Origin of the sequence: Pseudomonas sp. Xaverov 83 (assembly GCF_019352905.1) — a bacterium.
Classification (GTDB): Bacteria; Pseudomonadota; Gammaproteobacteria; order Pseudomonadales; family Pseudomonadaceae; genus Aquipseudomonas; species Aquipseudomonas yamanorum.
Genome location: NZ_JAAAFU010000075.1, coordinates 229,292 through 254,636 on the forward strand (window position 1 = coordinate 229,292; position 25,345 = coordinate 254,636).

24 protein-coding genes are annotated in these 25,345 nt (G+C 61.4%); 10 read left to right on the plus strand and 14 right to left on the minus strand.

Annotated features, from left to right (window positions below):
• Positions 1-7 precede the first annotated feature (7 nt).
• Positions 8-1,192 (plus strand): C17 cyclopropane fatty acid synthase CfaB, encoded by a 1,185-nt coding sequence (cfaB, locus tag K0H47_RS22315; protein ID WP_063033772.1) that lies wholly within the window; start codon positions 8-10, stop codon positions 1,190-1,192.
• 129 nt (positions 1,193-1,321) lie between these two features.
• Here the strand turns inward: cfaB and cls are convergent, their stop codons facing one another.
• Entirely contained in the window at positions 1,322-2,761 is a 1,440-nt protein-coding gene (gene cls / locus K0H47_RS22320) for a cardiolipin synthase (RefSeq protein WP_219273657.1), read from the minus strand.
• A gap of 130 nt (positions 2,762-2,891) precedes the next feature.
• On the opposite strand from cls, the gene K0H47_RS22325 reads away from it, so the two are divergent.
• Positions 2,892-3,413: a DUF3617 domain-containing protein gene (locus tag K0H47_RS22325; protein WP_219273659.1), complete on the plus strand. Its 522-nt coding sequence runs from the start codon at positions 2,892-2,894 to the stop codon at positions 3,411-3,413.
• Between the two features lie 140 nt (positions 3,414-3,553).
• On the opposite strand, the gene K0H47_RS22330 is transcribed toward K0H47_RS22325, so the two are convergent.
• The 7 genes from K0H47_RS22330 to folE2 are packed head-to-tail and all read right to left on the minus strand — an operon-like array spanning position 3,554 to position 9,196.
• Positions 3,554-4,891, minus strand: coding sequence for a dihydroorotase (locus tag K0H47_RS22330; protein WP_219273661.1), 1,338 nt, complete (start codon positions 4,889-4,891; stop codon positions 3,554-3,556).
• Positions 4,892-4,893: 2 nt separating this feature from the next.
• Entirely contained in the window at positions 4,894-5,454 is a 561-nt protein-coding gene (locus tag K0H47_RS22335; protein ID WP_219273663.1) for a carbonate dehydratase, read from the minus strand.
• Positions 5,451-5,876 carry a phosphoribosyl-AMP cyclohydrolase gene (gene hisI, locus K0H47_RS22340; RefSeq protein ID WP_219273665.1) on the minus strand — a complete coding sequence of 142 codons (426 nt, stop codon included), beginning with the start codon at positions 5,874-5,876 and terminating at the stop codon, positions 5,451-5,453. The genes K0H47_RS22335 and hisI overlap by 4 nt, the downstream gene beginning before the upstream one ends.
• Positions 5,873-6,757, minus strand: coding sequence for a metal ABC transporter substrate-binding protein (locus tag K0H47_RS22345; protein WP_219273667.1), 885 nt, complete (start codon positions 6,755-6,757; stop codon positions 5,873-5,875). Before K0H47_RS22345 ends, hisI begins: the two co-directional genes overlap by 4 nt.
• A gap of 11 nt (positions 6,758-6,768) precedes the next feature.
• Entirely contained in the window at positions 6,769-7,635 is an 867-nt protein-coding gene (locus K0H47_RS22350; protein WP_063033778.1) for a metal ABC transporter permease, read from the minus strand.
• The gene (locus tag K0H47_RS22355; protein WP_093203514.1) at positions 7,635-8,303 is read right to left on the minus strand and encodes a metal ABC transporter ATP-binding protein; all 669 of its coding nucleotides are present in this window, start codon (positions 8,301-8,303) and stop codon (positions 7,635-7,637) included. The genes K0H47_RS22350 and K0H47_RS22355 overlap by 1 nt, the downstream gene beginning before the upstream one ends.
• Positions 8,300-9,196 (minus strand): GTP cyclohydrolase FolE2, encoded by an 897-nt coding sequence (folE2, locus tag K0H47_RS22360; RefSeq protein ID WP_063033780.1) that lies wholly within the window; start codon positions 9,194-9,196, stop codon positions 8,300-8,302. The genes K0H47_RS22355 and folE2 overlap by 4 nt, the downstream gene beginning before the upstream one ends.
• A gap of 127 nt (positions 9,197-9,323) precedes the next feature.
• Here folE2 and K0H47_RS22365 point away from each other — a divergent pair, with 127 nt between their 5' ends.
• Complete coding sequence (locus K0H47_RS22365) at positions 9,324-10,547, plus strand: N-acetylmuramoyl-L-alanine amidase (RefSeq protein WP_177069882.1); 1,224 nt, start codon at positions 9,324-9,326, stop codon at positions 10,545-10,547.
• Here K0H47_RS22365 and K0H47_RS22370 read toward each other — a convergent pair.
• Positions 10,544-10,912: a glutamine synthetase gene (locus tag K0H47_RS22370; protein ID WP_201140707.1), complete on the minus strand. Its 369-nt coding sequence runs from the start codon at positions 10,910-10,912 to the stop codon at positions 10,544-10,546. The two genes, K0H47_RS22365 and K0H47_RS22370, sit on opposite strands and share 4 nt — an antisense overlap.
• A 126-nt stretch (positions 10,913-11,038) precedes the next feature.
• Here K0H47_RS22370 and dksA point away from each other — a divergent pair, with 126 nt between their 5' ends.
• From dksA to K0H47_RS22390, 4 genes are read left to right on the plus strand one after another with little or no spacing between them, the layout of a single operon-like run.
• A complete protein-coding gene (gene dksA / locus K0H47_RS22375) occupies positions 11,039-11,443 on the plus strand; it encodes an RNA polymerase-binding protein DksA (RefSeq protein ID WP_177043646.1) in 405 nt (134 codons plus the stop codon).
• Between the two features lie 27 nt (positions 11,444-11,470).
• Positions 11,471-12,676 carry a zinc metallochaperone GTPase ZigA gene (gene zigA / locus K0H47_RS22380; RefSeq protein WP_076013227.1) on the plus strand — a complete coding sequence of 402 codons (1,206 nt, stop codon included), beginning with the start codon at positions 11,471-11,473 and terminating at the stop codon, positions 12,674-12,676.
• Entirely contained in the window at positions 12,676-13,320 is a 645-nt protein-coding gene (locus K0H47_RS22385) for a DUF1826 domain-containing protein (protein WP_063033785.1), read from the plus strand. Before zigA ends, K0H47_RS22385 begins: the two co-directional genes overlap by 1 nt.
• 45 nt (positions 13,321-13,365) lie before the next feature.
• On the plus strand, positions 13,366-14,328 hold the full coding sequence (locus K0H47_RS22390; protein ID WP_219273669.1) for a GTP-binding protein: 963 nt from the start codon (positions 13,366-13,368) through the stop codon (positions 14,326-14,328).
• On the opposite strand, the gene K0H47_RS22395 is transcribed toward K0H47_RS22390, so the two are convergent.
• On the minus strand, positions 14,322-14,720 hold the full coding sequence (locus K0H47_RS22395) for a DUF3301 domain-containing protein (protein WP_017476780.1): 399 nt from the start codon (positions 14,718-14,720) through the stop codon (positions 14,322-14,324). The genes K0H47_RS22390 and K0H47_RS22395 overlap by 7 nt on opposite strands.
• Before the next feature lie 117 nt (positions 14,721-14,837).
• Between K0H47_RS22395 and pdxY the strand changes: the two genes are divergently transcribed.
• Entirely contained in the window at positions 14,838-15,710 is an 873-nt protein-coding gene (pdxY, locus tag K0H47_RS22400; protein WP_063033787.1) for a pyridoxal kinase PdxY, read from the plus strand.
• On the opposite strand, the gene K0H47_RS22405 is transcribed toward pdxY, so the two are convergent.
• A complete protein-coding gene (locus tag K0H47_RS22405) occupies positions 15,707-16,192 on the minus strand; it encodes an acyl-CoA thioesterase (RefSeq protein WP_003213461.1) in 486 nt (161 codons plus the stop codon). The genes pdxY and K0H47_RS22405 overlap by 4 nt on opposite strands.
• 295 nt (positions 16,193-16,487) lie before the next feature.
• Between K0H47_RS22405 and K0H47_RS22410 the strand changes: the two genes are divergently transcribed.
• A complete protein-coding gene (locus tag K0H47_RS22410) occupies positions 16,488-18,251 on the plus strand; it encodes a cation:proton antiporter (RefSeq protein ID WP_063033788.1) in 1,764 nt (587 codons plus the stop codon).
• Positions 18,252-18,335: 84 nt separating this feature from the next.
• Here K0H47_RS22410 and K0H47_RS22415 read toward each other — a convergent pair whose 3' ends face one another.
• The 3 genes from K0H47_RS22415 to uvrD form a co-directional block, all read right to left on the minus strand.
• Positions 18,336-18,743, minus strand: coding sequence for an SMI1/KNR4 family protein (locus K0H47_RS22415; protein WP_003213456.1), 408 nt, complete (start codon positions 18,741-18,743; stop codon positions 18,336-18,338).
• A gap of 136 nt (positions 18,744-18,879) precedes the next feature.
• Positions 18,880-19,755 carry a Tim44 domain-containing protein gene (locus K0H47_RS22420; protein WP_017476777.1) on the minus strand — a complete coding sequence of 292 codons (876 nt, stop codon included), beginning with the start codon at positions 19,753-19,755 and terminating at the stop codon, positions 18,880-18,882.
• Between the two features lie 191 nt (positions 19,756-19,946).
• Positions 19,947-22,130, minus strand: a complete 2,184-nt coding sequence (gene uvrD / locus K0H47_RS22425) for a DNA helicase II (RefSeq protein WP_003213452.1) — start codon at positions 22,128-22,130, stop codon at positions 19,947-19,949.
• A gap of 279 nt (positions 22,131-22,409) precedes the next feature.
• Here uvrD and K0H47_RS22430 point away from each other — a divergent pair, with 279 nt between their 5' ends.
• Entirely contained in the window at positions 22,410-25,283 is a 2,874-nt protein-coding gene (locus K0H47_RS22430) for an EAL domain-containing protein (RefSeq protein ID WP_177069887.1), read from the plus strand.
• Positions 25,284-25,345 lie beyond the last annotated feature (62 nt).

Sequence of the window (25,345 nt, forward strand, 5' to 3'; positions counted from 1 at the left end):
ACTACTCATGCTCGCGCAACTTCCACCGGCCTTACAGAATCTTCAGCTACCGCTGCGTCTTCGACTCTGGGACGGCCATGAATTCAACCTGGGCCCGGATCCCAGCGTCACCATTGTGGTCAAGGACCCCATGATGGTTTCAAAGCTTAGCCATCCGACACTCGATTCATTGGGCGAAGCCTTCGTCGAGGGCAAATTGGAGCTGGAAGGCTCCATTTCCGAAGTGATCAGGGTCGTTGACGAGCTGAGTCATGCCTTGGTTGATGACGACGAGGACACCCGTCCGGTGCGCTCGATCCACGACAAGGCCACCGACGCAGCGGCTATTTCCTACCATTACGACCTGTCCAACGAGTTCTACCAGCTGTGGCTGGACCGTGACATGGCCTATTCCTGCGGGTATTTCGAGACCGGCAGTGAATCCCTCGATCAAGCCCAACAAGACAAATTCCGCCACCTGTGCCGCAAACTGCGGCTGCAGCCGGGGGAGTATCTGCTCGATGTGGGCTGCGGTTGGGGCGGGCTGGCGCGCTATGCCGCGCGGGAATTCGGGGTCAAGGTGTTTGGTATCACCCTGAGCAAGGAACAGCTGGAGCTGGCCCAAGAGCGGGTGAAAGCCGAAGGCCTGGAAGATCAGGTAGAGCTGACGCTGCTGGACTACCGCGACTTGCCCCAGGATGGCCGGTTCGACAAGGTGGTGAGCGTGGGGATGTTTGAACACGTTGGCCACGCCAACCTGGCGGAGTACTGCAAGATTCTCTACGGCGCGGTGCGTGAGGGCGGCCTGGTGATGAACCACGGCATTACCGCCAAGCACACCGATGGCCGGCCTGTGGGCCGTGGCGCCGGGGACTTTATCGAGCGCTATGTGTTTCCCAATGGCGAGCTGCCGCACCTGGCGATGATGACCGCCGAGATCAGCGAAGTCGGGCTGGAAGTGGTCGACGTCGAAAGCCTGCGCCTGCATTACGCGCGCACGCTGGACCATTGGAGCGAGCGCCTGGAAGATAACCTGGAGGCGGCGGGCAAGATGGTGCCGGAGCAGGCCTTGCGCATCTGGCGCCTGTACCTGGCCGGCTGCGCGTATGCGTTTGCCAGGGGCTGGATCAACCTGCACCAGATTCTGGCGGTGAAACCCCATGCCGATGGTAGCCATGAGCTGCCGTGGACGCGGGATGACCTTTACCAGTAAGCAATGGTACCGGTGATCTAAATGTGGGAGCGGGCTTGCTCGCGAAGGCGTTGTATCAGAAACACATTCAGTGACTGACACCCCGCTTTCGCGAGCAAGCCCGCTCCCACATTGGGTTCGGTGCAAGCCTTACAAAATTGGGGAAATAAGCCGCGCGACCCGCATGCCCAGTTGTTGCAGGCGGTGGGTCTGGCGGTTTTCTTCCTGGCTGATTTCATGAGCCAGGGCGAAGTCTTCCAGCAGCATGTGCTCTACCTGGCTGGCGAAGGCCTCATCAACGGTCAGCAACATCACTTCGAAATTCAGCCGGAATGAACGGTTATCCAGGTTCGCACTGCCGATGGCGCTGATTTCACTGTCCACCAACACCACTTTCTGATGCAGGAACCCCGGCGTGTAGCGGAAGACCCGCACGCCCGCGCGCACTGCTTCGATCGCATACAGGCTGGAGGCGGCGTAGACGATGCGGTGGTCCGGCCGTGACGGCAGCAGCAGGCGCACGTCGACACCGCGCAATACCGCCAACCTCAACGCCGCAAACACCGCCTCATCAGGAATGAAATACGGGCTGGTGATCCACACCCGCTCGGTCGCCGCATGAATCGCCTCGACGAAAAACAGCGAGCAGGTTTCGTAGGGATCCGCCGGGCCGCTGGCGAGTAATTGGCAGAGCACGCCGTCGTCCGGGTAGGTATCCGGCAGCAGCAGCGGCGGCAACTCACGCGCGGCCCAGAACCAGTCTTCGGCAAAGGATTCCTGCAAGCACGCCACCACCGGGCCGCTGACTTGCACATGGGTGTCACGCCACGGTGCCAGAGGTGGTTTCTTGCCCAGGTATTCATCGCCGACGTTATGCCCGCCGACAAACCCGGTAATGCCGTCGACCACCACGATCTTGCGGTGGTTGCGGAAGTTGACCTGGAAGCGATTGAGCCAGCCGCTACGCGTGGCGAATGCCTTGACCTGCACCCCGGCGTCCCGCAGTGATTGCACATAACGATGGGGCAGGGCATGGCTACCGATACGGTCATACAAGACGAAAATCGACACGCCTTCGGCGGCCTTTTCCTTGAGCAAGGTGTGCAGTTGGCGGCCGAGCTCGTCGTCATGAATGATGAAGAACTGGAACAGCACGGCGGTTTTTGCCGAGCGGATCGCCTCGAAAATCGCGCTGAAGGTGGCCTCGCCATTGATCAACAAGCGCACCTGGTTGTTCGCCAGGCAGGGCATGCGCCCCAGCTTGGGCATGGCCCGTAGCGAAGCGTAGGCCTGGGAGTTGCGCGCGGCCAATGCCTCTTCAACCCATGGGCGCCAGTTCAGCTCGGTGATCGCCTTGTGCATTTCCTGGTTGGCCTGGCGCCGCGCCTGAATGTAGGCGTCGAAAGTGCTCCGGCCAAAGATCAGGTAGGGAATCAGCGTCAGGTAGGGGATGAACATCAGCGACAACGCCCAGGCAATCGAGCCTTGGGCGGTCCTGACGGTCAGCACCGCATGGATGGCGGCGAGGGTGCCCAGAAAATGCAGGGTGGCAATGAAATAGGCGAGCAGGTGCGGGCCAAAGAAATCCATGGACAACGGTACTCCTGACGAACAAGTGCCTAACAGACCATGTTCGGCCCCGAATGTCGCTATTTTATTTGCTGTGCAACACTGGCGCTTTTGCGGCGTCTAACGCCGACAATTGCCCAGGAGTTACCCGATGAGTGCTCGTCTGCTTGGTTTGGCCATGGTTGTTGGTTTAACGCTGCCCGTGGCGGCGCAAGCGCAGATGCTGGCGCCGGGCTTGTGGGAACTGACCACCAGCAACATGAAGGTCGATAACCAGGACCTGCCGGACTTGTCGCTGATCCTCGGTCAGCTCAAGCAACAGATGACCCCGGAACAACGCGCGATGCTTGAGAAGCAAGGCATCACCATGGCCGGCAAAGGCGTCCAGGTGTGCCTGACTCCAGCCCAGGTGGCGTCCGATTCCATCCCGTTGACGGACCCGCAATCGGGTTGCAAACAGCAGGTGACGGACAAGACCGGCAACCAGTGGAAATTCCGCTTCAGCTGCCCGAAAGCCCAGGGCACTGGCGTGGCGACGTTCCAGAGCCAACAGGAATTCACCACCACGGTGAACGGCACCTTCAACGCTACCGGCGTTCAGCAGAAGGGCAGCCTGGACACCCACGCGCAGTGGTTGGGCAGCGACTGCGGCACCGTCAAACCGCGCGCTTAACTGAGAGGTACCCCGATAGAATTGTGGGAGCTGGCTTGCCTGCGATAGCGGTTTATCAGTGCCAATCAGGTTGACTGGCACACCGCAATCGCAGGCAAGCCAGCTCCCACAGTGATTGGGGTGCCAACTCATAGCTCTCTTCAACGCTGGAAGTGCAGCGGCAGTCCTTGGCAACTGTCGTGCACGCGCCCGTCGTGCCAGGCCAGGTGGCCGGAGACCAGGGTGGTGTTGACGCTGTGCCGGAAGCTGCGCCCGGCAAAGGGCGTCCAGCCGCAACGGGCCATAATCGGCTGGCTGCTGACGGGCTTGCCTTGGGGTTCGGGTTTGATCAGCACCAGGTCGGCCCAATAGCCTTCCCGCAGGTAGCCACGGTCGGGGATCGCAAACAGGTCAGCAACGCGATGGCTGGTTTTCGCCACCAGAGTAGTCAGCGGCAGCAGGCCGTCAGCCACCAATTCCAGCAGCGCCGGCAGGGCGTGTTGCACCAGCGGCAAGCCTGACGGCGCCTCACGATACGGCAGCTGTTTTTGCGCCCAGGTGTGCGGCGCATGGTCACTGCCAATTACATCCAGACGATCACTCAACAATGCCAGGCGCAGGGCGTTGCGGTCGGCGCGTGTCTTGATGGCCGGGTTGCATTTGATCTGGTGGCCGAGGTGCGCGTAGTCGCGGTCATCGAACAAGAGGTGATGCAGGCACACCTCCGCCGTGATGCGTTTTTCCGCCAGAGGTTTGTCTTCGAACAGCACCAACTCCCGGGCGCTGGTGATGTGCAACACATGCAGGCGCGTGCCATGCCGCTTGGCCAGTTCCACCGCCAAAGACGACGAGCGATAGCAGGCTTCGGCATCGCGAATCAGCGGATGAGCCACAGCAGGAATGTGCTCGCCGAAGCGCTCGCGCATCCGTTGCTCGCTGGCCTGGATGCTGGGCGTGTGCTCGCAGTGGGCCAGGAGAATGGTCGGCACCTCGGCGAACAGGCGTTCGAGAATCTTCGGGTCATCCACCAGCATATTGCCGGTAGAGGCGCCCATGAACACTTTCACACCGGCGACTTCGCGGGGGTCCAGCGCGGCCACGATGTCGAGGTTGTCGTTGCTCACCCCAAAGTGAAAGCCATAGTTGGCCACCGAATGCAGGGCCGCGCGGCGCTTCTTGTCGGCCAGGGCGTCCAGGTTCAACGTCGCCGGGTTGGTGTTGGGCATGTCCATGAAACTGGTGATGCCACCGGCCACCGCCGCGCGGGATTCACTGTAGAAGCTGCCTTTGTCCGGCGCGCCGGGTTCACGGAAGTGCACCTGGTCGTCGATCATCCCCGGCAGTAACCACTGGCCTTGGGCGTCGATTTCCACGGTGGCGTTTGCGTTGTCGATGCTGCTGGCGATCTTCTCGATACGGCCATTGGCGACCAGCAGGTCAGCCTCGAATTCCTGGCCTTCGTTCACCAGGCGGGCGTTGCGGATCAGCAGGCGGCTCATGGTCAAAACTCGTTTTGCAGGGCTTTGTAACCCAGCACCAGGTCGACGTTGGTGCGCGCCACGTCTTCGGAAAACTCCGAAGCGCTGACACTCACCGGCGGAAACTGGGACAGGTCGGTGTTGGGGCCGATGCGGGTGGTGGAAGGCACGTAGAACGCGGCGGGCAAATCGCGGCCATCGACCACCGAGTTGTGCCGCACCACGCAGCCGTCGCCGACGACGCAGTTGAACAGCACGCTGTTGAAGCCGATGAAGACCCGGTCGCCGACGGTGCACGGGCCATGAACGATGGAACGGTGGGCGATGGAGGTGAACTCGCCGATGTTCACGGCGGCGCCGGATTTGGAGTGGATCACCACGCCGTCCTGGATATTTGAATTGGCGCTGATGGTGATCGGGTCCATGTCGCCATTGGCGTCGACTTCGTCGGCGCGGATCACCGCGTAAGGGCCGACAAACACGTTTTCGCCGATGATGACCTTGCCGCAGATGATTGCGGTTTTGTCGACGTAGGCCGATTCGGCAATCACGGGCAGATCACCGGAAGGGTTCTTGCGGATCATGGGGCAGGCTCCTGGAGGGGCGCAGTGAGGATGTGTACGTGGCGGCCGTCGATGGCGTTGTAGAAACAGGTGGGTCGCCCGGTGTGGCAGGCCGGGCCTTGCTGGTCGACGATCAGCAACACGGCGTCGCCGTCGCAATCCAGGCGCGCCTCCACCAGCAGTTGCCAGTGGCCGGAGGTTTCGCCTTTGCGCCACAACTGCTGGCGCGAGCGGGACCAGTAGCAGACCTGCCCGGTGGCCAGGGTTTCGTCGAGGGCCTGGCGGTTCATCCAGGCCAGCATCAACACCTCGCCGCTGCCGTGTTGCTGGGCGATGGCGGCGATCAGGCCATCGCTGTTCCACGGCAGGGCGTCGAGCACGCGTTCGAGTGGAAAGCGGCTGCCGATGGCAGCCTTTTCCAGGTCGAGCATGCTCAGCTTCATGGCTTGCTCAGGGCCGCGCACAGGGTGTTGAGGTTGTATTCGAACAGGCCGGTAAAGGTGCTGGCCGGGCCTTCTGATGCCAGGGCGTCCGAGTACAGCGTGCCACCGATTTGCGCGCCACTTTCGTCCGCGATCTGCTTGAGCAGGCGCGAGTCCTTGATGTTTTCCATGAACACGGCCTTGACCTTGTCCTTGCGGATCTGGGTGATCAGCTTGGCGACTTCAGCGGCGGACGGTTCACGTTCGGTGGACAAACCTTGAGGCGACAGGAACTCGATACCGTAGGCCTGGCCCAGGTAACCGAAGGCGTCATGGGAGGTCACGATGCGACGGTTGCCCGGTGGCAAGGCGCCGAACTTGGCTTTGGCTTCCGCCAGCAGGCGATAGATTTCTTTCAGGTATACCTGGCTGTTGTGCTCATAGTCCGCCTTGTTGGCCGGGTCGGCAGCGATCAGCGCCTTGGTGATGTTGTTCACGTAGATCACGGTGTTGGCCAGGTTGTGCCAGGCGTGTGGGTCGGGAATGGTCTCGCCGTCTTCTTCCATGGTGTGGGACAGCACGCCTTTACTGGCGGTGACCACGGTGGCCTTGGTTTCGGTGCTGGTGACCAGGCGATCCAGCCACGGCTCGAAGCCCAGGCCGTTCTTGATGATGACCTTGGCCTTGAGCAGGGCCTTGGCATCGTCTGGCGTCGGTTCGTAGGTGTGGGCGTCAGCATCGGGGCCGACCATGTTGCTGATCTGGATATGATCGCCACCGACCTGGTGGGTCATGTCCTCAAGAATACTGAAGCTGGTAACCACCTGAAGCTTGTCGGCAGCCTGGGCCGTCGCGAACGACAGCGGCAGCAACACACTGAACAGCACGAGTAGAGCGCGCATCGGGAAACACCTCATTGGGATGTAAGCAAAGGCGGGCGGCGCAGCAAGCCGTGCACCGGACCGAAGACCACGGACAGCAGGTACAAGCCGCCAGCCACCAGCACAATCGCCGGGCCGCTGGGCAGCGAGTAGTAGAACGACAGCAACAAGCCAAGCCACACCGACAGGCATCCCAGCACTGCCGATATGGCGATCAACACCGGCAGGCGCCGGCTCCAGAAACGTGAAGCAATCGCCGGCAACATCATCAGGCCGACCACCATCAAGGCGCCGATGGCCTGGAAGCCGATCACCAGATTAAGCACCACCAGCGTCAGGAACAGGCCATGGGCCAGTGGGCCGAGGCGGCTGACGGTTTGCAGGAACAGCGGGTCGAGGGTGTCCAGCAGCAGCGGTTTGTAGATCACCACCATGGCGATCAGGCTGAAGCCCGAGACCCAGAGCATGCCGGTGAGGGTCGGGCCATCGACCGCCAGGGCCGAGCCGAACAGCAGGTGCAGCAGGTCCAGGCGCTTGCCGGCGAGGCCAAGAATCAGCACGCCGCTGGCCAGGGAGATTGGGTAGATGGCGGCGAGGCTCGCGTCTTCCTTAAGGCCCGTGCGGCGGGTGATCCAGGCGGCGAGGCCGGCCATGCTCAGGCCGGCGCCCAGGCCACCGATGGTCAGCGCGGGCAGGCTCAGCCCGGCAAACCAGAAGCCCAGGGCGGCGCCGGGGAGGATGCCGTGGGACACCGCGTCACCGATCAGGCTCATGCGACGCAGGATCAGGAACACTCCCAGCGGCGCCGTGCTGCATGCCAATACCAGCCCGCCGACGAGGGCGCGGCGCATGAAAACGAAGTCGAGAAACGGCATCCACAGGTGAGCGGCGAAGTGCATCAGGCCACCTGCATGTGTGACTGGGGGCGGATCAGCTCTTTGCTTGAGCCGAACACGCAACCGCTGCTTTTGATCTGCACCACTTGCTGGGTGTGTTGGCGGACCGAGCCGAGGTCATGGCACACCACGACCACCGTGCGGCCTTCATCGTGCCAGGCATGGATGTGTTTCCAGCACAGCGCCTGGCCGTCTTCGTCGAGGGCGGCGTGGGGTTCGTCCAGCAGCAATATCGGGGACTCGGCCAAACTCATGCGGGCGAGCAGGGCGCGTTGCAGTTCGCCACCGGACAAGGCCATCAACGGCCGATGCTCCAGGCCACTGAGGCACCAGTCTTCGAGTACGGCGCTCAGGCGTTCGGTGCGTTGTTGCGGGGTTTGCTTGTTGCCCCAGAAGCCGGCGGCCACCAACTCTTGCAAGCTGATGGGGAACTGGCGGTCGAGGTTCTGTTGTTGGGGCAGGAACGACAGGCCACCACGGCGTGGAACCTCAATCGTCACTTTCCCGGCCAAGGGCTTCTGCAAGCCGGCGATGACTTTCAGCAGGCTGCTTTTGCCGGTGCCGTTGGCGCCGATGATGCCGGTGAGACTGCCTTTTTCCAGGGTGAAATCGACGGCAGGGGTCAGTGGTTGGCCGGGGGCGCCCCAGCGCAAAGCGGTGCAGGTGATCATTCGGAAGGTCTCGTCCAGCGGCTTTCAGCCACGGCATCGTGCGCGTGCAGGCTTTCGGCGTGGATCACTTTCAAGTGGAAGGCAATGACCGCATCCGAGCGTTTCAAGGCGAGGTTCAGGCGGCGGGCGGCGTCTTCGCAGAACATCAGGTTCTGCCCGTTGGCCAGGGCGAAGGCTTGTTCGTCCGCGCGCTTTACGGCGGTTTGTACGGCGGTGCCAAGGGCTGCTTCGGTTTCGTCGATCAGTTGCGTCAGCGGCAGGGTTGGCTGGTCGCCTTGAAGGCGGACCTGCAACAGCGCGCTGCTGCGCTGGCTGTGGGGCGTGGCGACGATGCCGTTTGCACTGCCGAGCCAGGTCAGCACGTCTTCGTGTTGCAGCGGTGTGCCGGCGAAGTCTTCGATAAATTGCTGCTGAATCAATTGCCTGGCGAGGGCAGCCGAGCACGGGCAGGTTGAAGAGTAAGTAACGTCAATTTTTAGTTCCACGTGGAACATCTGGTTTTCCAGGCGGGCTTCGATGCTCACCGGGTAGCTTTTCCACCCGGCCAACGGGCTGACCAACGCCGGGCGTTTTAGCAGCAGATCCGTATGAATCCGCAGGTAGGCATTTGTGGATAAACCTTCATGACTGTCGAGAAAACGTTGCAATACACTGCGCAGCAGTGCTGGCGTAAGCGGCTGCTGTTCAAGCATCTCCAGCGCCAGATAAAGCCGAGACATATGAATGCCACGCGCTTCGCCGTCGTCCAGGCTGACGCCTGCATCGGCCTTGGCGCTGAGGCGCTGGCCGTCGATCTGAATGGGCAGGGCAATGCCGCACATGCCCACCCAATCCAGCGGCAAGGCTTGGCGTGAAGCCTGCGCGGCGATATCGGGCAGAGTCAGCGCGTTCATGAGCAGTCCATCGTTGGAAATAAAAAGACATGTTATATTATTACAATTGAATCGACGAAAGTTTTTCTGCTCTGTCTTTTATTCAGTCATGTCGAGTACGGACGCTCCTTTATTTGCGGTGTAAGTCATGCACAGACGTCAACTCCTCAACCTGCTGCTGGCCAGCGCGGTGTTCACCCTGCCCTTTGGTGTATCTGCCGCGCAGATCCGCAATGCACGGTTGTGGCGCTCGGATAACAAGCTGCGGCTGGTGCTGGATCTCAGTGGCCCGGTGCAATACAAGACCTTCACCCTGACCGCGCCGGAGCGGTTGATCATTGATTTGAGCGGCGCGAAGTTGACCGGGGATTTCAGCCAACTGGCCCTGACCAACAGCGGCATTACCTCGATTCGCTCGGGGCACTTTGGCCAGGGTGATACGCGGATCGTGCTGGATTTGAAGGCGCCGATGCAGCTCAACAGCTTTCTGCTGCCGCCGCAGGATGGCCAGGGCCACCGCCTCGTGCTGGACCTGACAACTGCCACTCATGCGCCTATGCAAATCGCTGCGGCACCGGCCGCGTTGGCTGCCCCCGTGCCGGCGCCGGTGGACAAAGCGCATCCGAAACGCGACATCATCGTAGTGGTCGACCCCGGCCATGGCGGTAAGGACCCTGGTGCAATCGGCTCCAAAGGCCAGCGTGAAAAAGACGTGGTGCTGTCCATCGCCCAATTGCTGGCCAAGCGCTTGAAGCGTGAGAAGGGCTTCGATGTGAAGCTGGTGCGCAACGACGATTTCTTCGTGCCGCTGCGTAAACGCGTGGACATCGCCCGTCAGCACAAGGCCGACATGTTTATCTCGGTGCATGCCGATGCGGCGCCACGGCTCACGGCGTCAGGCGCTTCTGTCTATGCGTTGTCTGAAGGCGGCGCGACGTCCGCCACCGCGCGGTTCATGGCACAACGGGAGAACGGTGCCGACCTGCTGGGCGCCACCACCTTGCTCAACCTCAAGGACAAAGACCCGATGTTAGCCGGCGTCATTCTCGACATGTCGATGAACGCCACCATCGCCTCCAGCCTGCAACTGGGCAGCTCGGTGCTGGGCAGCCTGCAAAGCATCACCTCGCTGCATCAAAAACGCGTGGAACAGGCCGGCTTTGCGGTACTCAAGTCACCGGACGTGCCGTCGATCCTGGTGGAAACCGGGTTTATCTCCAACACCCAGGACGCCCAGCGGCTGGTCACCGCACGCCATCAACAGGCGGTGGCAGACGGTTTATTTGAAGGGCTGAAAAACTACTTCCAGAAGAACCCGCCGATGAACAGCTACATGGCCTGGGTTCAGGAACAGAAGAATGGCCAGGTCTAACAGCCAGTAATCCGGCTGCAGGTGAATTTGGCGCTGGCTCCACCAGAACTGGAAAACCGATTGATGGTGGTCCAGCCCACTCGCCGCGTGTAGCCCACCCACGCCTCACCATCGGATGCCAACCCGGTAAAGAACGTCAGCTGCCCGTAGCGGCTGTTGGTCTGTGCCCAGTAGCGTTTGCCGATCACCTCGAAACCCCGCAAATACGTGGTGCTGCCCGCCGTCGCGACGCTGTAGGCATTGCCCTGCGCGTCGACGCACGCCAGCAGGTTGGCGCTGCGGGTGCAGTTGGCCAGCAGGCTGGGCACCTGGGCGTTGGCCAGGCTCGCCACCATCAGCAACACAGCGCACAACAGGTATTTCATAGAGGTTCTCGGGGCGTTTTCGCCTGCCAGCATTGCGCCCTTCGTCGTTACGAGCAAGGGGGATTGGCTTATTTGCATTGTTATACTATAACATTAAAAAACAGCCTGACCCGTGAACCACCTCCAATGACCGAACAAGACCTTCTCGCCCAACCCTCCGCCGACTACATGAATGAAGCCCAGCAAGGTTTCTTCCGCGAGCTGTTGCTGGCCCAGCGCAATGAGCTGCAAGTGCGCATCGACGCTGAATTCATGGTGCTGCGCGAACAGGAACCCAACAGCGATCCCGCCGATGTGGGCAGTGCTGAAGAACAGCGCCAATGGCAACTGCGCCTGCTGGAGCGCGAAAAGAAGCTGTTGGACAAGATCGACGAGGCCTTGGAGCACCTGGCCCGAGGCGAATACGGCTGGTGCCGTGAAACCGGCGAGCCCATCGGCCTCAAGCGCCTGTTGCTGCGCCCCACGGCCACCCTGTGTATCGAAGCCAAAGAACGTGAAGAGCTGCGCGAACGCCATCAACGGGCGATTTGACCGGCCAACCCTGATGAGGAATACCTGATGCCCAATCGTCTCCCCGTTACTGTGCTGTCCGGATTCCTCGGCGCCGGTAAAAGCACGCTGCTCAACTACGTCCTGCGCAACCGCGAAAACCTGCGGGTGGCGGTGATCGTCAACGACATGAGCGAAATCAACATCGATGGCAGTGAGGTCCAGCGCGACGTCACCCTCAATCGCTCCGAAGAAAAACTGGTGGAGATGAGCAACGGCTGCATCTGCTGCACCTTGCGCGAAGACTTGCTGGAGGAAGTCGGAAAGCTCGCCAAGGAAGGTCGGTTCGATTACCTGCTGATTGAATCCACCGGCATCTCCGAGCCGTTGCCGGTGGCGGAAACCTTCACCTTTCGCGATGAGGAAGGCCAGAGCCTGGCGGATATCGCTCGGCTCGACACCATGGTCACCGTGGTCGACGGCATGAACTTTCTGCTCGACTACCAGGCTGCCGAAAGCCTGGCGTCGCGGGGCGAAACCCTGGGTGAAGAAGACGAACGCTCGATCACCGACCTGCTGATCGAGCAGATTGAATTCGCCGACGTGATCCTCATCAGCAAGATCGACCTGATCAGCAGCAGTGAGCGTCAGGAGCTGATGGCGATCCTGGAGCGCCTGAATGCCCAAGCGGAAATCATCCCGATGGTCATGGGCGAAGTGCCGCTGGCGAAGATCCTCAACACCGGTCGTTTCGACTTCGAACGCGCGTCCCAGGCACCCGGATGGTTGCAGGAATTGCGTGGCGAGCATGTGCCGGAAACCGAGGAATACGGCATCGCTTCCACCGCGTATCGCGCCCGCCGCCCATTCCATCCGCAGCGTTTTTTCGACTTTATCGACCGGCCTTGGGTGAATGGAAAACTGCTGCGCTCCAAGGGCTTTTTCTGGCTGGCCAGCAAACACCAGGACGCAGGCAGTTGGTCCCAGGCCGGCGGCCTGATGCGCCATGGTTTCGCCGGACGCTGGTGGCGTTTCGTGCCAAAAACCCAGTGGCCGCAGGACGAGGAGGGTGTCGCCGCGATCATGAACAACTGGCAGCCGAGTACCGGCGATTGCCGCCAGGAACTGGTGTTTATCGGCCAGAACATCGACTTCGCGCAGATGACCGCCGAACTGGACGCCTGCCTGCTCACTGACGATGAAATGGCCACAGGCGTCGAAGGCTGGCGCTTGTTGGCTGATCCCTTTGGCCCTTGGTTCGAAGAGGCTGCCTGATGCTGGCACCGACCCTGAAACTGCGCCCGGTGATTCGCCAGACTCACGGTGAAACCCCGGCCGTGCTCACCGATATCCTTGAAGATGGCGTGAATCTCGCGGTGTGGCAGCGTCAGTTGCCGCTGCACATCGCCGAGTTCGGCGCGTTGCTGGTAGCGCTCAATGAGCCGTTGGCCGAGTCGCTGGTGGTTGAGTTGAACAGCGAAGACACCGAGCCGAACCTGCAGGACTTCGCGTCAGGTAGCCGCGACCTTGAAGGTTACGAAGGCTTTATCGCCGATGTGTCGTGGCTGGTCAGCGCCTTTGCCTGTTTGCTGGGCGCCAAGCGCATCGGCGTGCGCCTGCGGCTGCTGGACAAAGCGATGTGCCCGCGTTTTCACGTGGACCATGTGCCGGTGCGGCTGATCACCACTTACGCCGGTATCGGCAGCCAGTGGTTGCGCGAAGGCGTGATGGAGCGGCGGCACCTGAGCCAGGCGAGCGCGGAGCCGGAAGCGCGCATTGAGCAAATCCACTGCGGTGAAGTGGCGTTGCTCAAGGGCGAAAAATGGCACGGCAACGAAGGCTTTGGCCTGATCCACCGTTCCCCGCAACTGCAAGCGGATGAGCGACGCTTGATTCTGACGCTGGATTGGTTGGCGTAACCGGGTAGGATCAAAGCTCTCTACACGGTCTGAATGATGTCCACCATGCTGCAGAACATTCCTACCCACGTGATTGCCGGGCCCTTGGGCGCCGGCAAGACCAGCCTGATCAAGCACCTGCTGGCCCAGCGCCCGGCCAACGAGCGCTGGGCGGTGTTGATCAACGAGTTCGGGCAGATTGGCCTGGATGCCGCGTTGCTCACCCGTGATGACGACGGTATTGCCCTCGGTGAAGTGGCGGGTGGTTGCCTGTGTTGCGTCAACGGTGCGCCGTTCCAGGTAGGACTGGGCCGTTTGTTGCGTAAGGCCAAGCCCGACCGGCTGTTTATCGAGCCGTCCGGGTTGGGGCATCCGGCTCAACTGCTCAAGCAATTGCGGGAAGCGCCCTGGCAGCAAGTGCTGGCGGTGCAGCCGTGCGTGCTGGTACTGGATGCCCAGGCGTTGGCGGCGGGCAAGCCATTACCTGATGCCCAACGTGAGGCATTGGCCAGCGCCGGGCTGTTGGTATTGAACAAGAATGAAGCCCTAAGTGATGCGCAGCGCCTGGTGATTCAAGGGCAATTGCCTGACCGGCCGATCTATTGGACTCAGCAGGCGCATCTACCCCTGGCGCAACTGCCGGGTTTGAACGCTCAAGCCGCAGCGGCTGTGGATAACTTCGAGGTGCCCAAAGGCGTGGGGCAAATGCCGGCCATCTGGACTGATCCGTCGGCGCCGATTTGCCTGAGTCAGGGCCAGGAGGGTGGCTGGAGCATTGGTTGGCGCTGGCATCCAAGCCAGCAATTCGACCGGCAGCGCTTGCAGCAATGGCTGGCGTTGCTGGACTGGCGGCGGGCAAAACTGGTTATCCACAGCCTCGACGGTTGGATGTCCGCCAACGCTGTGGATAACGCCATGTTGGCCTGGTTGCCCAGTGAATGGCGCCGAGATTCGCGTATCGAATTGATCTTCAGTGAAGCGCAGGATGTTGCGCAATTACAGGACGCGTTAGCCGATTGCCGTCAGTGACGGGTCTTGCTGCTGCCATGCTCCTGGCGCCACTGGCTTAGCTCGATGATCTCGGCGCTGGGCAGTGGCGTCTTGATCTCAAACGGGTAGGGCGCCAGCTCGATTTGCGCGCTGTGGGCGCCGAACTGGGTGATGGTCCCCGGGTGCCGCGTTTCGCCGGTCACGGTGAATTCAAAGTTGTAGATCCGTGCCAAACGCCGCCGACCGCTGGCATCCTTCACAAAACCGATACGCTTCAACGCCACGGCGCCATCGAGCAGCTCAATGTCGAGCTTGGCGCAGTGCTGCTTGACCCGTTCCAGCGCCCGCTCGCGCAGGCCGTGGTTGTGCCACAGCCAGGCGGCACCGGTCGCCAGCAGCATCAGCACGAAGATATTTCCGAGGGTCAGCATTCGATGAACTCCAACAAAGTGTGGCCAGCTTAACTGCGTCTCCGGTCTGTCGTACAGGCCGCGTTTAGTCGCATACTGCGCAGCCAGAAATTCAACCGCTTTACGGAAATCCCCTGCATGAAACGTACGCCCCATCTGCTTGCGATCCAGTCTCATGTGGTCTTTGGCCACGCCGGAAACAGCGCCGCCGTGTTCCCCATGCAACGGGTCGGGGTGAACGTGTGGCCGCTCAATACCGTGCAGTTCTCCAACCACACTCAGTATGGTCAGTGGGCGGGAGAAGTGTTGGCGCCGCAGCAAATTCCTGCACTGGTGGAAGGCATCGCGGCGATTGGCGAGCTGGGCAACTGTGATGCGGTGCTCTCCGGCTACCTGGGCAGTGCGGCCCAGGGGCGGGCGATCCTTACCGGCGTGGCGCGAATCAAGGCGATCAACCCCAAGGCGTTGTACCTGTGCGACCCGGTGATGGGTCATCCGGAGAAAGGCTGCATCGTGCCCCAGGAGGTCAGCGACTTCCTGCTGGACGAAGCGGCGGCGATGGCCGACTTCCTGTGCCCCAACCAGTTGGAGTTGGACAGCTTTGCCGGGCGCAAGCCACAGTCGCTGTTCGATTGCCTGGGCATGGCCCGTGCGTTGCTGGCCCGTGGGCCGAAAGCGGTGTTGGTCAAGCACCTGGATTATCCCGGCAAGCTGCCGGACGGCTTCGAGATGCTACTGGTGACAGCCGAAGGCAGCTGGCACCTGCGCCGGCCGTTGCTGGCGTTCCCGCGTCAGCCGGTGGGCGTGGGTGACCTGACGTCGGGCCTGTTTTTGGCGCGGGTGTTGTTGGGCGACAGCCTGGTGGCGGCCTTTGAGTTCACCGCTGCAGCAGTGCACGAAGTGCTGCTGGAAACCCAGGCGTGCGCCAGCTATGAGCTGGAACTGGTGCGCGCCCAGGACCGGATTGCCCATCCGCGGGTTCGCTTTGAGGCGACGCCAATAGGGCTTTAAGGCCCGTCGGCCTTGATTTCCTGATAGCGCTTCTCCAGCTCCTGGCGAATCTGCCGGCGCTGTTGAGCCTGCACAAATCGGCGCTTGTCTTCGCTGTTCTGCGGTTGCAGCGGCGGTACGGCGGCCGGTTTGCGCTGGTCATCCACCGCGACCATGGTGAAGAAGCAGCTATTGGTATGGCGCACCGAACGCTCGCGGATGTTCTCGGTGACCACCTTGATCCCCACTTCCATCGACGTGTTGCCGGTGTAGTTGACTGAGGCCAGGAAGGTCACCAGCTCGCCGACATGGATCGGCTCGCGAAAAATCACCTGGTCCACCGACAGCGTCACCACGTAACGGCCGGCATAACGGCTGGCGCAGGCGTAGGCCACTTCGTCGAGGTATTTGAGCAGCGTGCCGCCGTGCACATTGCCTGAAAAGTTGGCCATGTCAGGGGTCATCAATACTGTCATCGACAGCTGGGCGTTTCCGGGTTCCATAGCACACTCACGGGTTGTAGGCATTGGGTGGGGAGGCACCTCTGCGGGTGCTGGAATCTTTGCAGAGCCATTCATAACGGGACGCTGGGGCCCGGCTTGCCGTCACGCCCGGGGCGATCTGTTTCCATATATTGCACCGGCTTTCTGTCGCAAGTCGCGGTGTTACCCTTCAAAAGCCCGTCTCAGGGGCAATTCTTACGATCAAGGCAGACTTTTCTTTCCGTTCATTTGGACCTTTCGGGGCGAATGCGTGGAAATGGGAAAAGCGCCAGTACCCCTCAAGGAGCCCCTCGCCATGCACGCCATCAGCTTTATCCAGGACCTGGCCGTGATCATGCTGGTGGCCGGGGTGGTGACGATCCTGTTCCATCGGCTCAAGCAGCCGGTGGTGTTGGGGTATATCGTCGCCGGCTTTATTATCGGCCCGCACACCCCACCGTTTGGCCTGATCCACGACGAAGACACCATCAAGACCCTGGCCGAACTGGGGGTGATCTTCCTGATGTTCTGCCTGGGCCTGGAGTTCAGCCTGCGCAAGCTGTTCAGGGTCGGTGCCACGGCGTTCATTGCTGCGTTCCTCGAGATCATCCTGATGATCTGGATCGGCTACGAAATCGGCCGCTGGTTCGACTGGAACACCATGGACTCACTGTTCCTGGGCGCGATCCTGGCGATTTCCTCCACCACCATCATCGTCAAGGCACTCAATGACCTGAAGATGAAAAACCAGCGCTTTGCCCAGCTGATTTTTGGCGTGCTGATCGTCGAAGACATCCTCGGCATCGGCATCATCGCCTTGCTGTCGAGCATCGCCGTCAGCGGTTCGGTCAGCTCGGGCGAGGTGTTCTCCACCGTCGGCAAGCTGTCGTTGTTCATGATCGTCGCGCTGGTGATCGGGATCTTGCTGGTGCCACGCTTGCTGGAGTACGTAGCCAAGTTCGAAAGCAACGAAATGCTGCTGATCACCGTGCTGGGCCTGTGCTTCGGCTTCTGCCTGCTGGTGGTCAAGCTGGAATACAGCATGGTGCTGGGGGCGTTTCTGATCGGCGCGATCATGGCCGAATCCCGGCAATTGTTGAAGATTGAACGCCTGATCGAACCGGTTCGCGACATGTTCAGTGCGATCTTCTTTGTTGCCATTGGTTTGATGATCGACCCGCAAATCCTCTTGCAATACGCCTGGCCGATCGCGGTGATTACCGTGGCCGTGGTGCTGGGGAAGATGTTGTCCTGCGGGCTGGGGGCGTTTATCGCCGGCAACGATGGCCGCACCTCGCTGCGGGTGGGGATGGGCCTGTCACAGATTGGCGAGTTTTCATTCATCATCGCCGCGCTGGGGATGACGTTGCAGGTCACCAGCGATTTCCTGTATCCGGTGGCGGTGGCGGTTTCTGCGATCACCACGCTGCTTACCCCGTATCTGATCCGTGGCGCTGACCCGCTGTCGCTGAAGATTGCGGCCGTGATGCCCAAGCGCATGAGCCGGGTGTTCGGGATGTATGGCGAGTGGTTGCGCAGTATTCAGCCCCAGGGCGAGGGTGCGATGCTGGCGTCGATGATCCGCAAGATCATTTTGCAGGTGGGGGTGAATCTGGCGCTGGTAGTGGCGATCTTCTTTGCCGGCAGCTTTTTCGCGGCGCGTATTGGCAGCTACCTGGAAGGCTGGATCAGCGATCCAAGCTGGCAGAAGGCATTGATCTGGGGTGGGGCGTTGCTGCTGTCGCTGCCGTTCCTGATCGCGGCGTACCGCAAGCTCAAGGCGCTGTCGATGCTGCTGGCGGAGATGAGCGTGAAGCCGGAGATGGCTGGGCGCCACACTCAGCGCGTGCGCCGGGTGATCGCCGAAGTGATCCCGATTCTTTCGCTGCTGGTGATTTTCCTGCTATTGGCAGCCTTGTCGGCCAGTATTCTGCCGACCAACAAGTTGCTGGTGCTGATCGCGGTGGTGACGGCCGCGGTGGCCGCCGTGCTCTGGCGCTGGTTCATCCGCGTGCATACGCGGATGCAGGTCGCTTTGCTGGAGACCCTGGATAACCATAAGGACACGCCGGAGCACTAAATGGGCCTGAGGTTGGGGCTGCTTCGCAGCCCAGCGCGAGCAAGCTCGCTCGCCACTACAAGCGCCCTCGGCACACCGTAGGTATCAGCTTTCCAGCCAGACGTCCCGCGCCCAGTGCCACACCGATTCCCAGGTTTCTTCGGTGACGAGTTCTTCTTCGCCGGACCACAGCACCACGGTGCCGTCTTCTTCGACGCAGTAGTAATCGTCGCCGTCCTGGCAGATCGGGATCATGCTGCGGTCAACACCGGCATCCCAAGCGTTGGCGGCAACGTCTGGCAGGTAGGTGTGGGACTGTGGGTCGGTGACGGTCACCGGCTCCAGGCTGCCGTAGACCACGTCGCTGACGGTCAGCAGGAATTCACGGAAGACGAACGGAATATCGATGAACAGTTGTTCCTCGATTTCCACCAGTTGGTCTTCGTCAGGCAGCTCCAGAGGAACCGGTACCGGTTCGTTGGCTTCACGCAATTGTTCGATAACTTCTTCCACGGCCGGGATCCTCTTGCTAGATGGCGCGGTTTATAGGGGCGTTTTATACAGTAGCTCGCTATAAGTGCAACCGTGAAATAGAAAACCCCGGACAAGTCCGGGGTTTTTGTTACTGCATACTCGAAGCGAGCAGGGATCAGCCGTTCTGGCGGATACCGGCGACCAGCCAAGGCTGGTTTTCGCCTTGTGGGCGTTCCATGTTCCAGCTTTCGCTGAACACTTCGCCCTGGTCGAAACGCGAGGTCTTCGACACGCCGCTGAAGGTCAGGGTGGCGATGGTCTTGTCGGCGCGGTCATCCACACCTTCAAGCTGCACTTTCAGGTCTTCGATGTAGGTCGACTGGAAGCCGTCGCCCAGGTCAGCACGTTCGCGCTTGAGGAACTCCAGCAATTGCGGGGTCACGAACTCGGCGATCTTGTCCATTTCGTTGGCGTCCCAGTGTTGCTGCAGGGACTGGAAGTGGCTGCGGGCCGCTTCGACGAAACGCTCTTCGTTGAACCAGGCTGGCGCGTTGATCACCGGACGAGCGGCGGCAGGAGCCGCCGAACCACCGAAGATCGAACCCATTGCAGCAGGCTTCTGCTCGAACACTTCACGCTGCATCGGCGCGCCAGCTGGAGCCATGTGCTCCTGCTGCTTGCGGCGACGGGCGGCGATAAAGCGGAAGATCAGGAAGGCGATGACCGCCATGATCAGGATGTCGAAGATCTGCATGCCCTGGAAGCCGCCGCCCATGAACATGGAGGCGAGCAGGCCACCGGCCGCGATACCGGCCAGAGGGCCCAACCAGCGCGAAGCACCGCCAGCCTTGGCAGCAGCGCCTGCGGCACCGGCCGCGCCAGCGGTCGCAGCTGCGCCGCCCATGCCGCCGCCGGATGGGGCCATTTGGCTGGTCTGGTGGCTCGGGGCCGAGCCCATGGATTTGCCGCCACCGAAGCGCTTGGCGTTGGCGTCGAGGCTCATCGTCAGGCCGATGCACAACGCCATGGCGATGCTAAGAAAACGTTTCATAAAGGGAATTCCCATTTGTGGATTGCACGCGCGCCATGTTGCACAGGTGTGATGTCAGTGGCTAGCGGCATAGTGTTTCGGGCTTTTGCGTAGGGCCAATACCGAATCGTCTGTAGGACTTAGTACAGATATTGGCCCCACCGCTGCCAAATACAAGGGCGGGGCAACATCCTTCATGTTCTGCAGTTGTTTCAGATTGCTTCGAGCTTGGCGTAGCCCATCATCAGCCACTTGCTGCCTTCGGCGAAGTTCACCTGCACCCGGGCTTGGGCGCCGGCGCCTTCGAAGTTGAGGATCACGCCTTCGCCAAAGATCGCATGCTTGACCTGCTGGCCAAGGCTGAACGGTGTTTCGGGGATTTCCGAGCCAGCGAACATGCTGCTGGAGTTCTGCTGCTGGCCGCCGCCGAATGGTCGGCTGACGCTGTTGGACAGGCGCACTTCCTGAATCAGCCCTTTCGGCACTTCACGTACGAAGCGCGAGACCTTGTTGTAGGTCTCACTGCCGTACAGGCGCCGCGTTTCGGCGTAGGTCATCACCAGGTTCTGCATGGCCCGGGTGATGCCCACATAGGCCAGGCGGCGTTCCTCTTCCAGGCGGCCGGGCTCTTCCAGGCTCATCTTGTGGGGGAACAGGCCTTCTTCCATGCCCACCAGGAACACGTACGGGAATTCCAGGCCCTTGGCGCTGTGCAAGGTCATCAGCTGGATGCTGTCTTCGTGCTCGTCAGCCTGGGTGTCGCCGGCCTCCAGCGAAGCATGGCCGAGGAATGCCGCGAGTGGCGTCAGGTCTTCGTCTTCTTCAGTGTTTTCGAACGCGCGGGCGGCGCTGACCAGTTCCTCAAGGTTTTCTACCCGGGCCTGGCCTTTCTCGCCTTTTTCCGCTTCGTGGTAGGCGATCAGGCCGGACTGCTCGATCACGGTCTGGGTCATCAGGTGCAGGGGCATTTCCATGCACTTGGCGGCCAGGTTCTCGATCAGCTCGACAAACACGCTCAACGCACCGGCCGCACGGCCGGTCAGGCCCTTGTTGGCGATCAGCAGGCGCATGGCTTCCCACATCGACACATCGCTGTGGCGTGCATGGTCGCGAATCGCCTCGACGGTCTTCTCGCCAATGCCGCGGGCCGGGATATTGATCACCCGCTCCAGCGCCGCATCGTTGCCACGACCTTCCAGCAAGCGCAGGTAGGCCATGGCGTTCTTGATTTCAGCACGTTCGAAGAAGCGCTGGCCGCCATAGATACGGTACGGAATGCGCTCGCGCAGCAAGGCCTCTTCCAGCACCCGTGATTGGGCGTTGGAACGATAAAGAATCGCGATATCGCTGCGGGCCAGGCCGGTTTTCAGGGCGCTTTCGATGGTTTCCACCACGTAGCGCGCTTCATCGTGTTCGTTGAAGGCGGCGTACAGGTTGATCGCCTCGCCTTCGCCGCCGTCGGTCCACAGCTCTTTGCCCAGGCGCCCGGTGTTGTTGGCGATCAAGGCGTTGGCGGCCTTGAGAATCCCGGCGGTGGAGCGGTAGTTCTGCTCCAGGCGAATGGTTTCGGCGTCCGGGAAGTCGTCGCTGTACTGGTAGATGTTCTCGATTTTCGCGCCACGCCAGCCGTAGATCGACTGGTCGTCGTCGCCCACCACCATCAAGCTGTCGCCGCCTTTGGCCAGCAGGCGCAACCAGGCGTACTGCACGGCGTTGGTGTCCTGGAACTCGTCCACCAGGATGTGGCGGAAACGCTTCTGGTAGTGCGCCAGCAAGCCCGGGTTGTCGCGCCACAGGTCGAGGGCGCGCAACAGCAGTTCGGAGAAGTCGATCACACCGGCGCGTTGGCAAGCCACTTCATAGGCTTCATAAATGCTGCGCATGGTCGCCAGGAACAGGTCGCCGCTGGCCTGGATATGTTGCGGGCGCAGGCCTTCATCTTTCTGGCCATTGATAAACCACTGGGCCTGACGGACCGGCCAGCGTTGTTCGTCCAGGCCCAGCTCGCGGATCACCCGCTTGACCAGGCGTTGCTGGTCGTCGCTGTCGAGAATCTGGAAGGTCTGGCTCAGGCCGGCTTCCTGCCAATGGGCCCGCAGCAGGCGGTGCGCCAGACCGTGGAAGGTGCCCACCCACATGCCGGCCGGGCTGATGCCCATCAACTGCTCGATGCGATGACGCATCTCCGCAGCGGCCTTGTTGGTGAAGGTCACCGACAGGATGGAGTGAGGCGAGGCGTTCTCGACCTGGATCAACCAGGCGATACGGTGCACCAGCACTCGGGTTTTACCGGAGCCAGCACCGGCCAGGACCAACTGACGGCCAACGGGGGCAGCTACGGCCTGGCGTTGGGCATCGTTGAGGGAGTTCAGCAAAAGGGAGAGATCATCGCGCATCGGCGCATTCTAGGGTGCCCGGGGGAGTCGGGCAAATCCCAATGCCGGATGGTCGCGGGAAAACTTCAGGGCCTGCACTGGATAAGGCAACAATCTATTCACGGTGATGACCGGTCGGTCATCGCCCACAGCCCGCGCCCTGTCTCACTCAAGCTGTCTGGCTCCAAGGTTTGCGCCTGATTATCGCGCTGTTTTTATGACGTGGAGCAGTTTGGCCCGAGCGTTTGCTTGTGTATGCTCCGTCGACGTTTCGGGCTCACCATTATAAGAACACTGCCTATGACCCTTAGCATTGACCTGGCTGGCCCCTCGGTGGCGCCGGCGCAGGTTATCCGCAAGCACTACGCCATGGAGATGGCGGTCGAGCGCACGCGCCTGCTTTACCAGGGCTCCCTGCTGCCTACCTTATTAATGCTGGTGAACGGACTGGTCTGCGCCTGGTTACTCTGGAGCCCGCAGCGTTACCTGCTGGACAGCATTTGGCTGGTGTGGCTGCTGACGCTGGTGGCGCTGCGGGTGATTCAGGTGGCGGCGTTCGATTCGGCCATGCCGAGTCGTCAGGCGCTGCCGATCTGGCGCCGCATGTTCATGCTGGGCTCGGCCGTCAGCGGCCTGACGCTGGCCAGCGCTGCCATCGCCCTGGTGCCGGTGGACAGCTTCGCGCAACAGGCCTGGGTGTTCGGCTTGCTCGGCGCGGCGACCTTGTCCGCGAGTGTGGCCTACGCCGTCAGCCTGCCTGCGTTTCTGTCGTTTGCCTTGCCCTGTCTGGTGCCGGCCATCCTCTATTTATTCTGGACCGGCGACCCGCAGCAGCAGGGTTGGGGCTTTTTGGGCCTGATTCTGCTGGCCTCCCTGAGTCTGGTGGCGTGGCAGGTCAACCGCCTGATCCAGCGCGGGCTGCTCAGGCGCTTCCAGAACCAGGCGTTGATCGAGCACCTGCAGCAAGCGCAGCAGCGCAGCGAGCAGTTGAATCAGGAACTGGTGCGTGAAGTGGAGCAGCGACGCCAGGTCGAGCAAGAGTTGCGCGAGGCGCAGATCGGCCTGCAACAGCGCGTCGATCAGCGTAGCCAGGAACTGGATGTCGCCAGCCTGGCCCTGAGCAAAAGCGAGGCGCGCCTGGCGATGGCATTGCAGGCCAGCGAACTGGGCCTGTGGGACTGGAACCTGCAAACCGACGAGGTCCACCACACCCAACTCAAGGAACTGTTCGGCCTGGAGCCGGAATACGTCACGGCGATGCTCAGCCATCTCAAGCCGCGTCTGCACCCGGACGATTTACCGCTGCTCAAGCGTGCGCTGGTGGAACACCTGAAAGGCCGCAGCGAGGATTACCTGGTGGAGTACCGGGTGCGCCATGGCGATGGCCATTGGGTGTGGATTCAGGACCGTGGCCGCGCCGTGGAGCGCTCGCCCGGCGGACGCGTCACGCGGATGCTCGGCACCCGCCGCGACATCAGTGCTGGCAAAGCTCTGGAAGAACAGCAGCGCCTGGCCTCGACGGTGTTCGAGGCGGCCAGTGAAGGCATTGTGATCCTGGACCCGGACTACGTGCTGGTAGCGGTCAACCAGGCGTTCAGCCGCGTCACCGGCTTCGACATTGACGACATGATCGGCCGCAATGTCGTCGAACTCCCCAGCAGCCGCGACGCACGGCGTCACTTCCCGGTAATCCGCCAGGCGCTGCTTAGCCACGGCACCTGGCAGGGCGAACTGGTGGAAACCCGCAAGAACGGCGAGCTCTACCCGCAATGGCTGCAACTGAACGTGGTGCGCGATATTCGGGGAAATGTCAGCCATATCGTCGGCTTCTTCGCCGATCTGTCCGCGCGGCGCGAGTCCGAGGAGCGCATGCGCTACCTCACTCATTACGATGAATTGACCGGGTTGGCCAACCGTTCGTTGTTCCGCGAGCGGCTGCGGGAAGCTCATCAACGTGTGCGCCAGGGCGGCCGCAGCCTGGCCCTGCTGCATATCAACCTGGACCGTTTCAAGCTGCTCAACGACAGCCTCGGGCATGAAGTGGCTGACCAGTTATTGCAGAAGATGGCCCGCCGCTTGATCAACGCCTTGCCCGAAGCCGACACCATTGCGCGGCTCTCGGGCGATGAATTCGCCGTGTTGTTCGATGCGTACGGCAACCTGTCGAGCCTGGCGCGGGTGGCCACGCGGTTGCTGGCCAAGTTGCGGGTGCCGGTGACGGTGGAAGGGCATGAGCTGGTGGTCAGCGCCTCAATGGGCGTCAGCCTGTTGCCCGACAATGCACGGGAAATATCCGCATTGGTCAGCCAGTCGAACATGGCCATGCAGCACGCCAAGCATCTGGGCGGGAATAATTTCCAGTTCTACACCGACAGCCTGCAAGCCAGCACCCTGGAGCGCTTGCAGCTGGAAAACCAGCTGCGCAAGGCGATTGATGAGCGCCAGCTCACGGTGTTCTACCAACCCAAGCTGTGCCTGGCCAGCGGCAAGCTGAATGCCGCTGAGGCGTTGATTCGCTGGGAGCATCCGCACTGGGGCATGGTGCCGCCAGGGGACTTTATCGGGCTGGCCGAAGAAACCGGATTGATCGTACCGCTGGGGGAGTTCGTATTGCGTCAGGCCTGCTGGCAAGCGTGTGAGTGGCAGCGCCAGGGGCTGGAACCGATCCGTGTGTCGGTCAACCTGTCGGTGCACCAGTTGCGCCAAGGGAAGCTGGTCAGTCTGGTGCGCCAGGTGTTGGAAGAAACCGGGCTTGATCCGCAGTACCTGGAGCTGGAGCTGACCGAAAGCCAACTGCTCGACAGTGTCGAACACATTATTTCGACCTTCCAGCAACTGCGCGACTTGGGTGTGAAACTGGCGATTGATGATTTCGGCACCGGCTACTCGTCCCTCAGTTACCTCAAGCGCATCCCCGTGGACTACGTGAAGATCGACCAGACGTTCATTCGAGGCCTCGGGCAGGGCCGCGAAGATGCCTCGATCACCCGTGCAATCATCGCCATGGCCCACGGGCTGTCGCTCAAGGTGGTGGCCGAGGGCGTGGAAGATCAGCAGCAGCTGGATTTCCTGCGGGCCGAGCAATGCGATGAAGTGCAGGGCTATTTGATCAGTCGGCCGGTGGAAGCGGACGGTCTGGCGGATTTGTTACGAAAAAATGCCGATTTTCCGTAGTTGAGCCCAAGCCGCACGCGGGGCTACATCGGTCCTGCCCGCTGTTTCAGCGGGCAGCAGCG

Coding starts and splice junctions, on each gene's coding strand:
- K0H47_RS22330 (WP_219273661.1), bottom strand. CDS start 4,891: ATGAGCCGCCTGCTGATCCGCAACGCCCGCCTGGTGAACGAAGGCCAG.
- K0H47_RS22350 (WP_063033778.1), bottom strand. CDS start 7,635: ATGCACTTCGCCGCTCACCTGTGGATGCCGTTTCTCGACTTCGTTTTC.
- pdxY (WP_063033787.1), top strand. CDS start 14,838: ATGAAACGTACGCCCCATCTGCTTGCGATCCAGTCTCATGTGGTCTTT.
- uvrD (WP_003213452.1), bottom strand. CDS start 22,130: ATGCGCGATGATCTCTCCCTTTTGCTGAACTCCCTCAACGATGCCCAA.
- K0H47_RS22405 (WP_003213461.1), bottom strand. CDS start 16,192: ATGGAACCCGGAAACGCCCAGCTGTCGATGACAGTATTGATGACCCCT.
- folE2 (WP_063033780.1), bottom strand. CDS start 9,196: ATGAACGCGCTGACTCTGCCCGATATCGCCGCGCAGGCTTCACGCCAA.
- K0H47_RS22345 (WP_219273667.1), bottom strand. CDS start 6,757: ATGCGCGCTCTACTCGTGCTGTTCAGTGTGTTGCTGCCGCTGTCGTTC.
- K0H47_RS22325 (WP_219273659.1), top strand. CDS start 2,892: ATGAGTGCTCGTCTGCTTGGTTTGGCCATGGTTGTTGGTTTAACGCTG.
- K0H47_RS22420 (WP_017476777.1), bottom strand. CDS start 19,755: ATGAAACGTTTTCTTAGCATCGCCATGGCGTTGTGCATCGGCCTGACG.
- cls (WP_219273657.1), bottom strand. CDS start 2,761: ATGGATTTCTTTGGCCCGCACCTGCTCGCCTATTTCATTGCCACCCTG.
- K0H47_RS22410 (WP_063033788.1), top strand. CDS start 16,488: ATGCACGCCATCAGCTTTATCCAGGACCTGGCCGTGATCATGCTGGTG.
- K0H47_RS22430 (WP_177069887.1), top strand. CDS start 22,410: ATGACCCTTAGCATTGACCTGGCTGGCCCCTCGGTGGCGCCGGCGCAG.
- K0H47_RS22365 (WP_177069882.1), top strand. CDS start 9,324: ATGCACAGACGTCAACTCCTCAACCTGCTGCTGGCCAGCGCGGTGTTC.
- K0H47_RS22390 (WP_219273669.1), top strand. CDS start 13,366: ATGCTGCAGAACATTCCTACCCACGTGATTGCCGGGCCCTTGGGCGCC.
- zigA (WP_076013227.1), top strand. CDS start 11,471: ATGCCCAATCGTCTCCCCGTTACTGTGCTGTCCGGATTCCTCGGCGCC.
- K0H47_RS22335 (WP_219273663.1), bottom strand. CDS start 5,454: ATGATCCGCAAGAACCCTTCCGGTGATCTGCCCGTGATTGCCGAATCG.
- K0H47_RS22385 (WP_063033785.1), top strand. CDS start 12,676: ATGCTGGCACCGACCCTGAAACTGCGCCCGGTGATTCGCCAGACTCAC.
- K0H47_RS22355 (WP_093203514.1), bottom strand. CDS start 8,303: ATGATCACCTGCACCGCTTTGCGCTGGGGCGCCCCCGGCCAACCACTG.
- K0H47_RS22395 (WP_017476780.1), bottom strand. CDS start 14,720: ATGCTGACCCTCGGAAATATCTTCGTGCTGATGCTGCTGGCGACCGGT.
- hisI (WP_219273665.1), bottom strand. CDS start 5,876: ATGAAGCTGAGCATGCTCGACCTGGAAAAGGCTGCCATCGGCAGCCGC.
- dksA (WP_177043646.1), top strand. CDS start 11,039: ATGACCGAACAAGACCTTCTCGCCCAACCCTCCGCCGACTACATGAAT.
- cfaB (WP_063033772.1), top strand. CDS start 8: ATGCTCGCGCAACTTCCACCGGCCTTACAGAATCTTCAGCTACCGCTG.
- K0H47_RS22370 (WP_201140707.1), bottom strand. CDS start 10,912: ATGAAATACCTGTTGTGCGCTGTGTTGCTGATGGTGGCGAGCCTGGCC.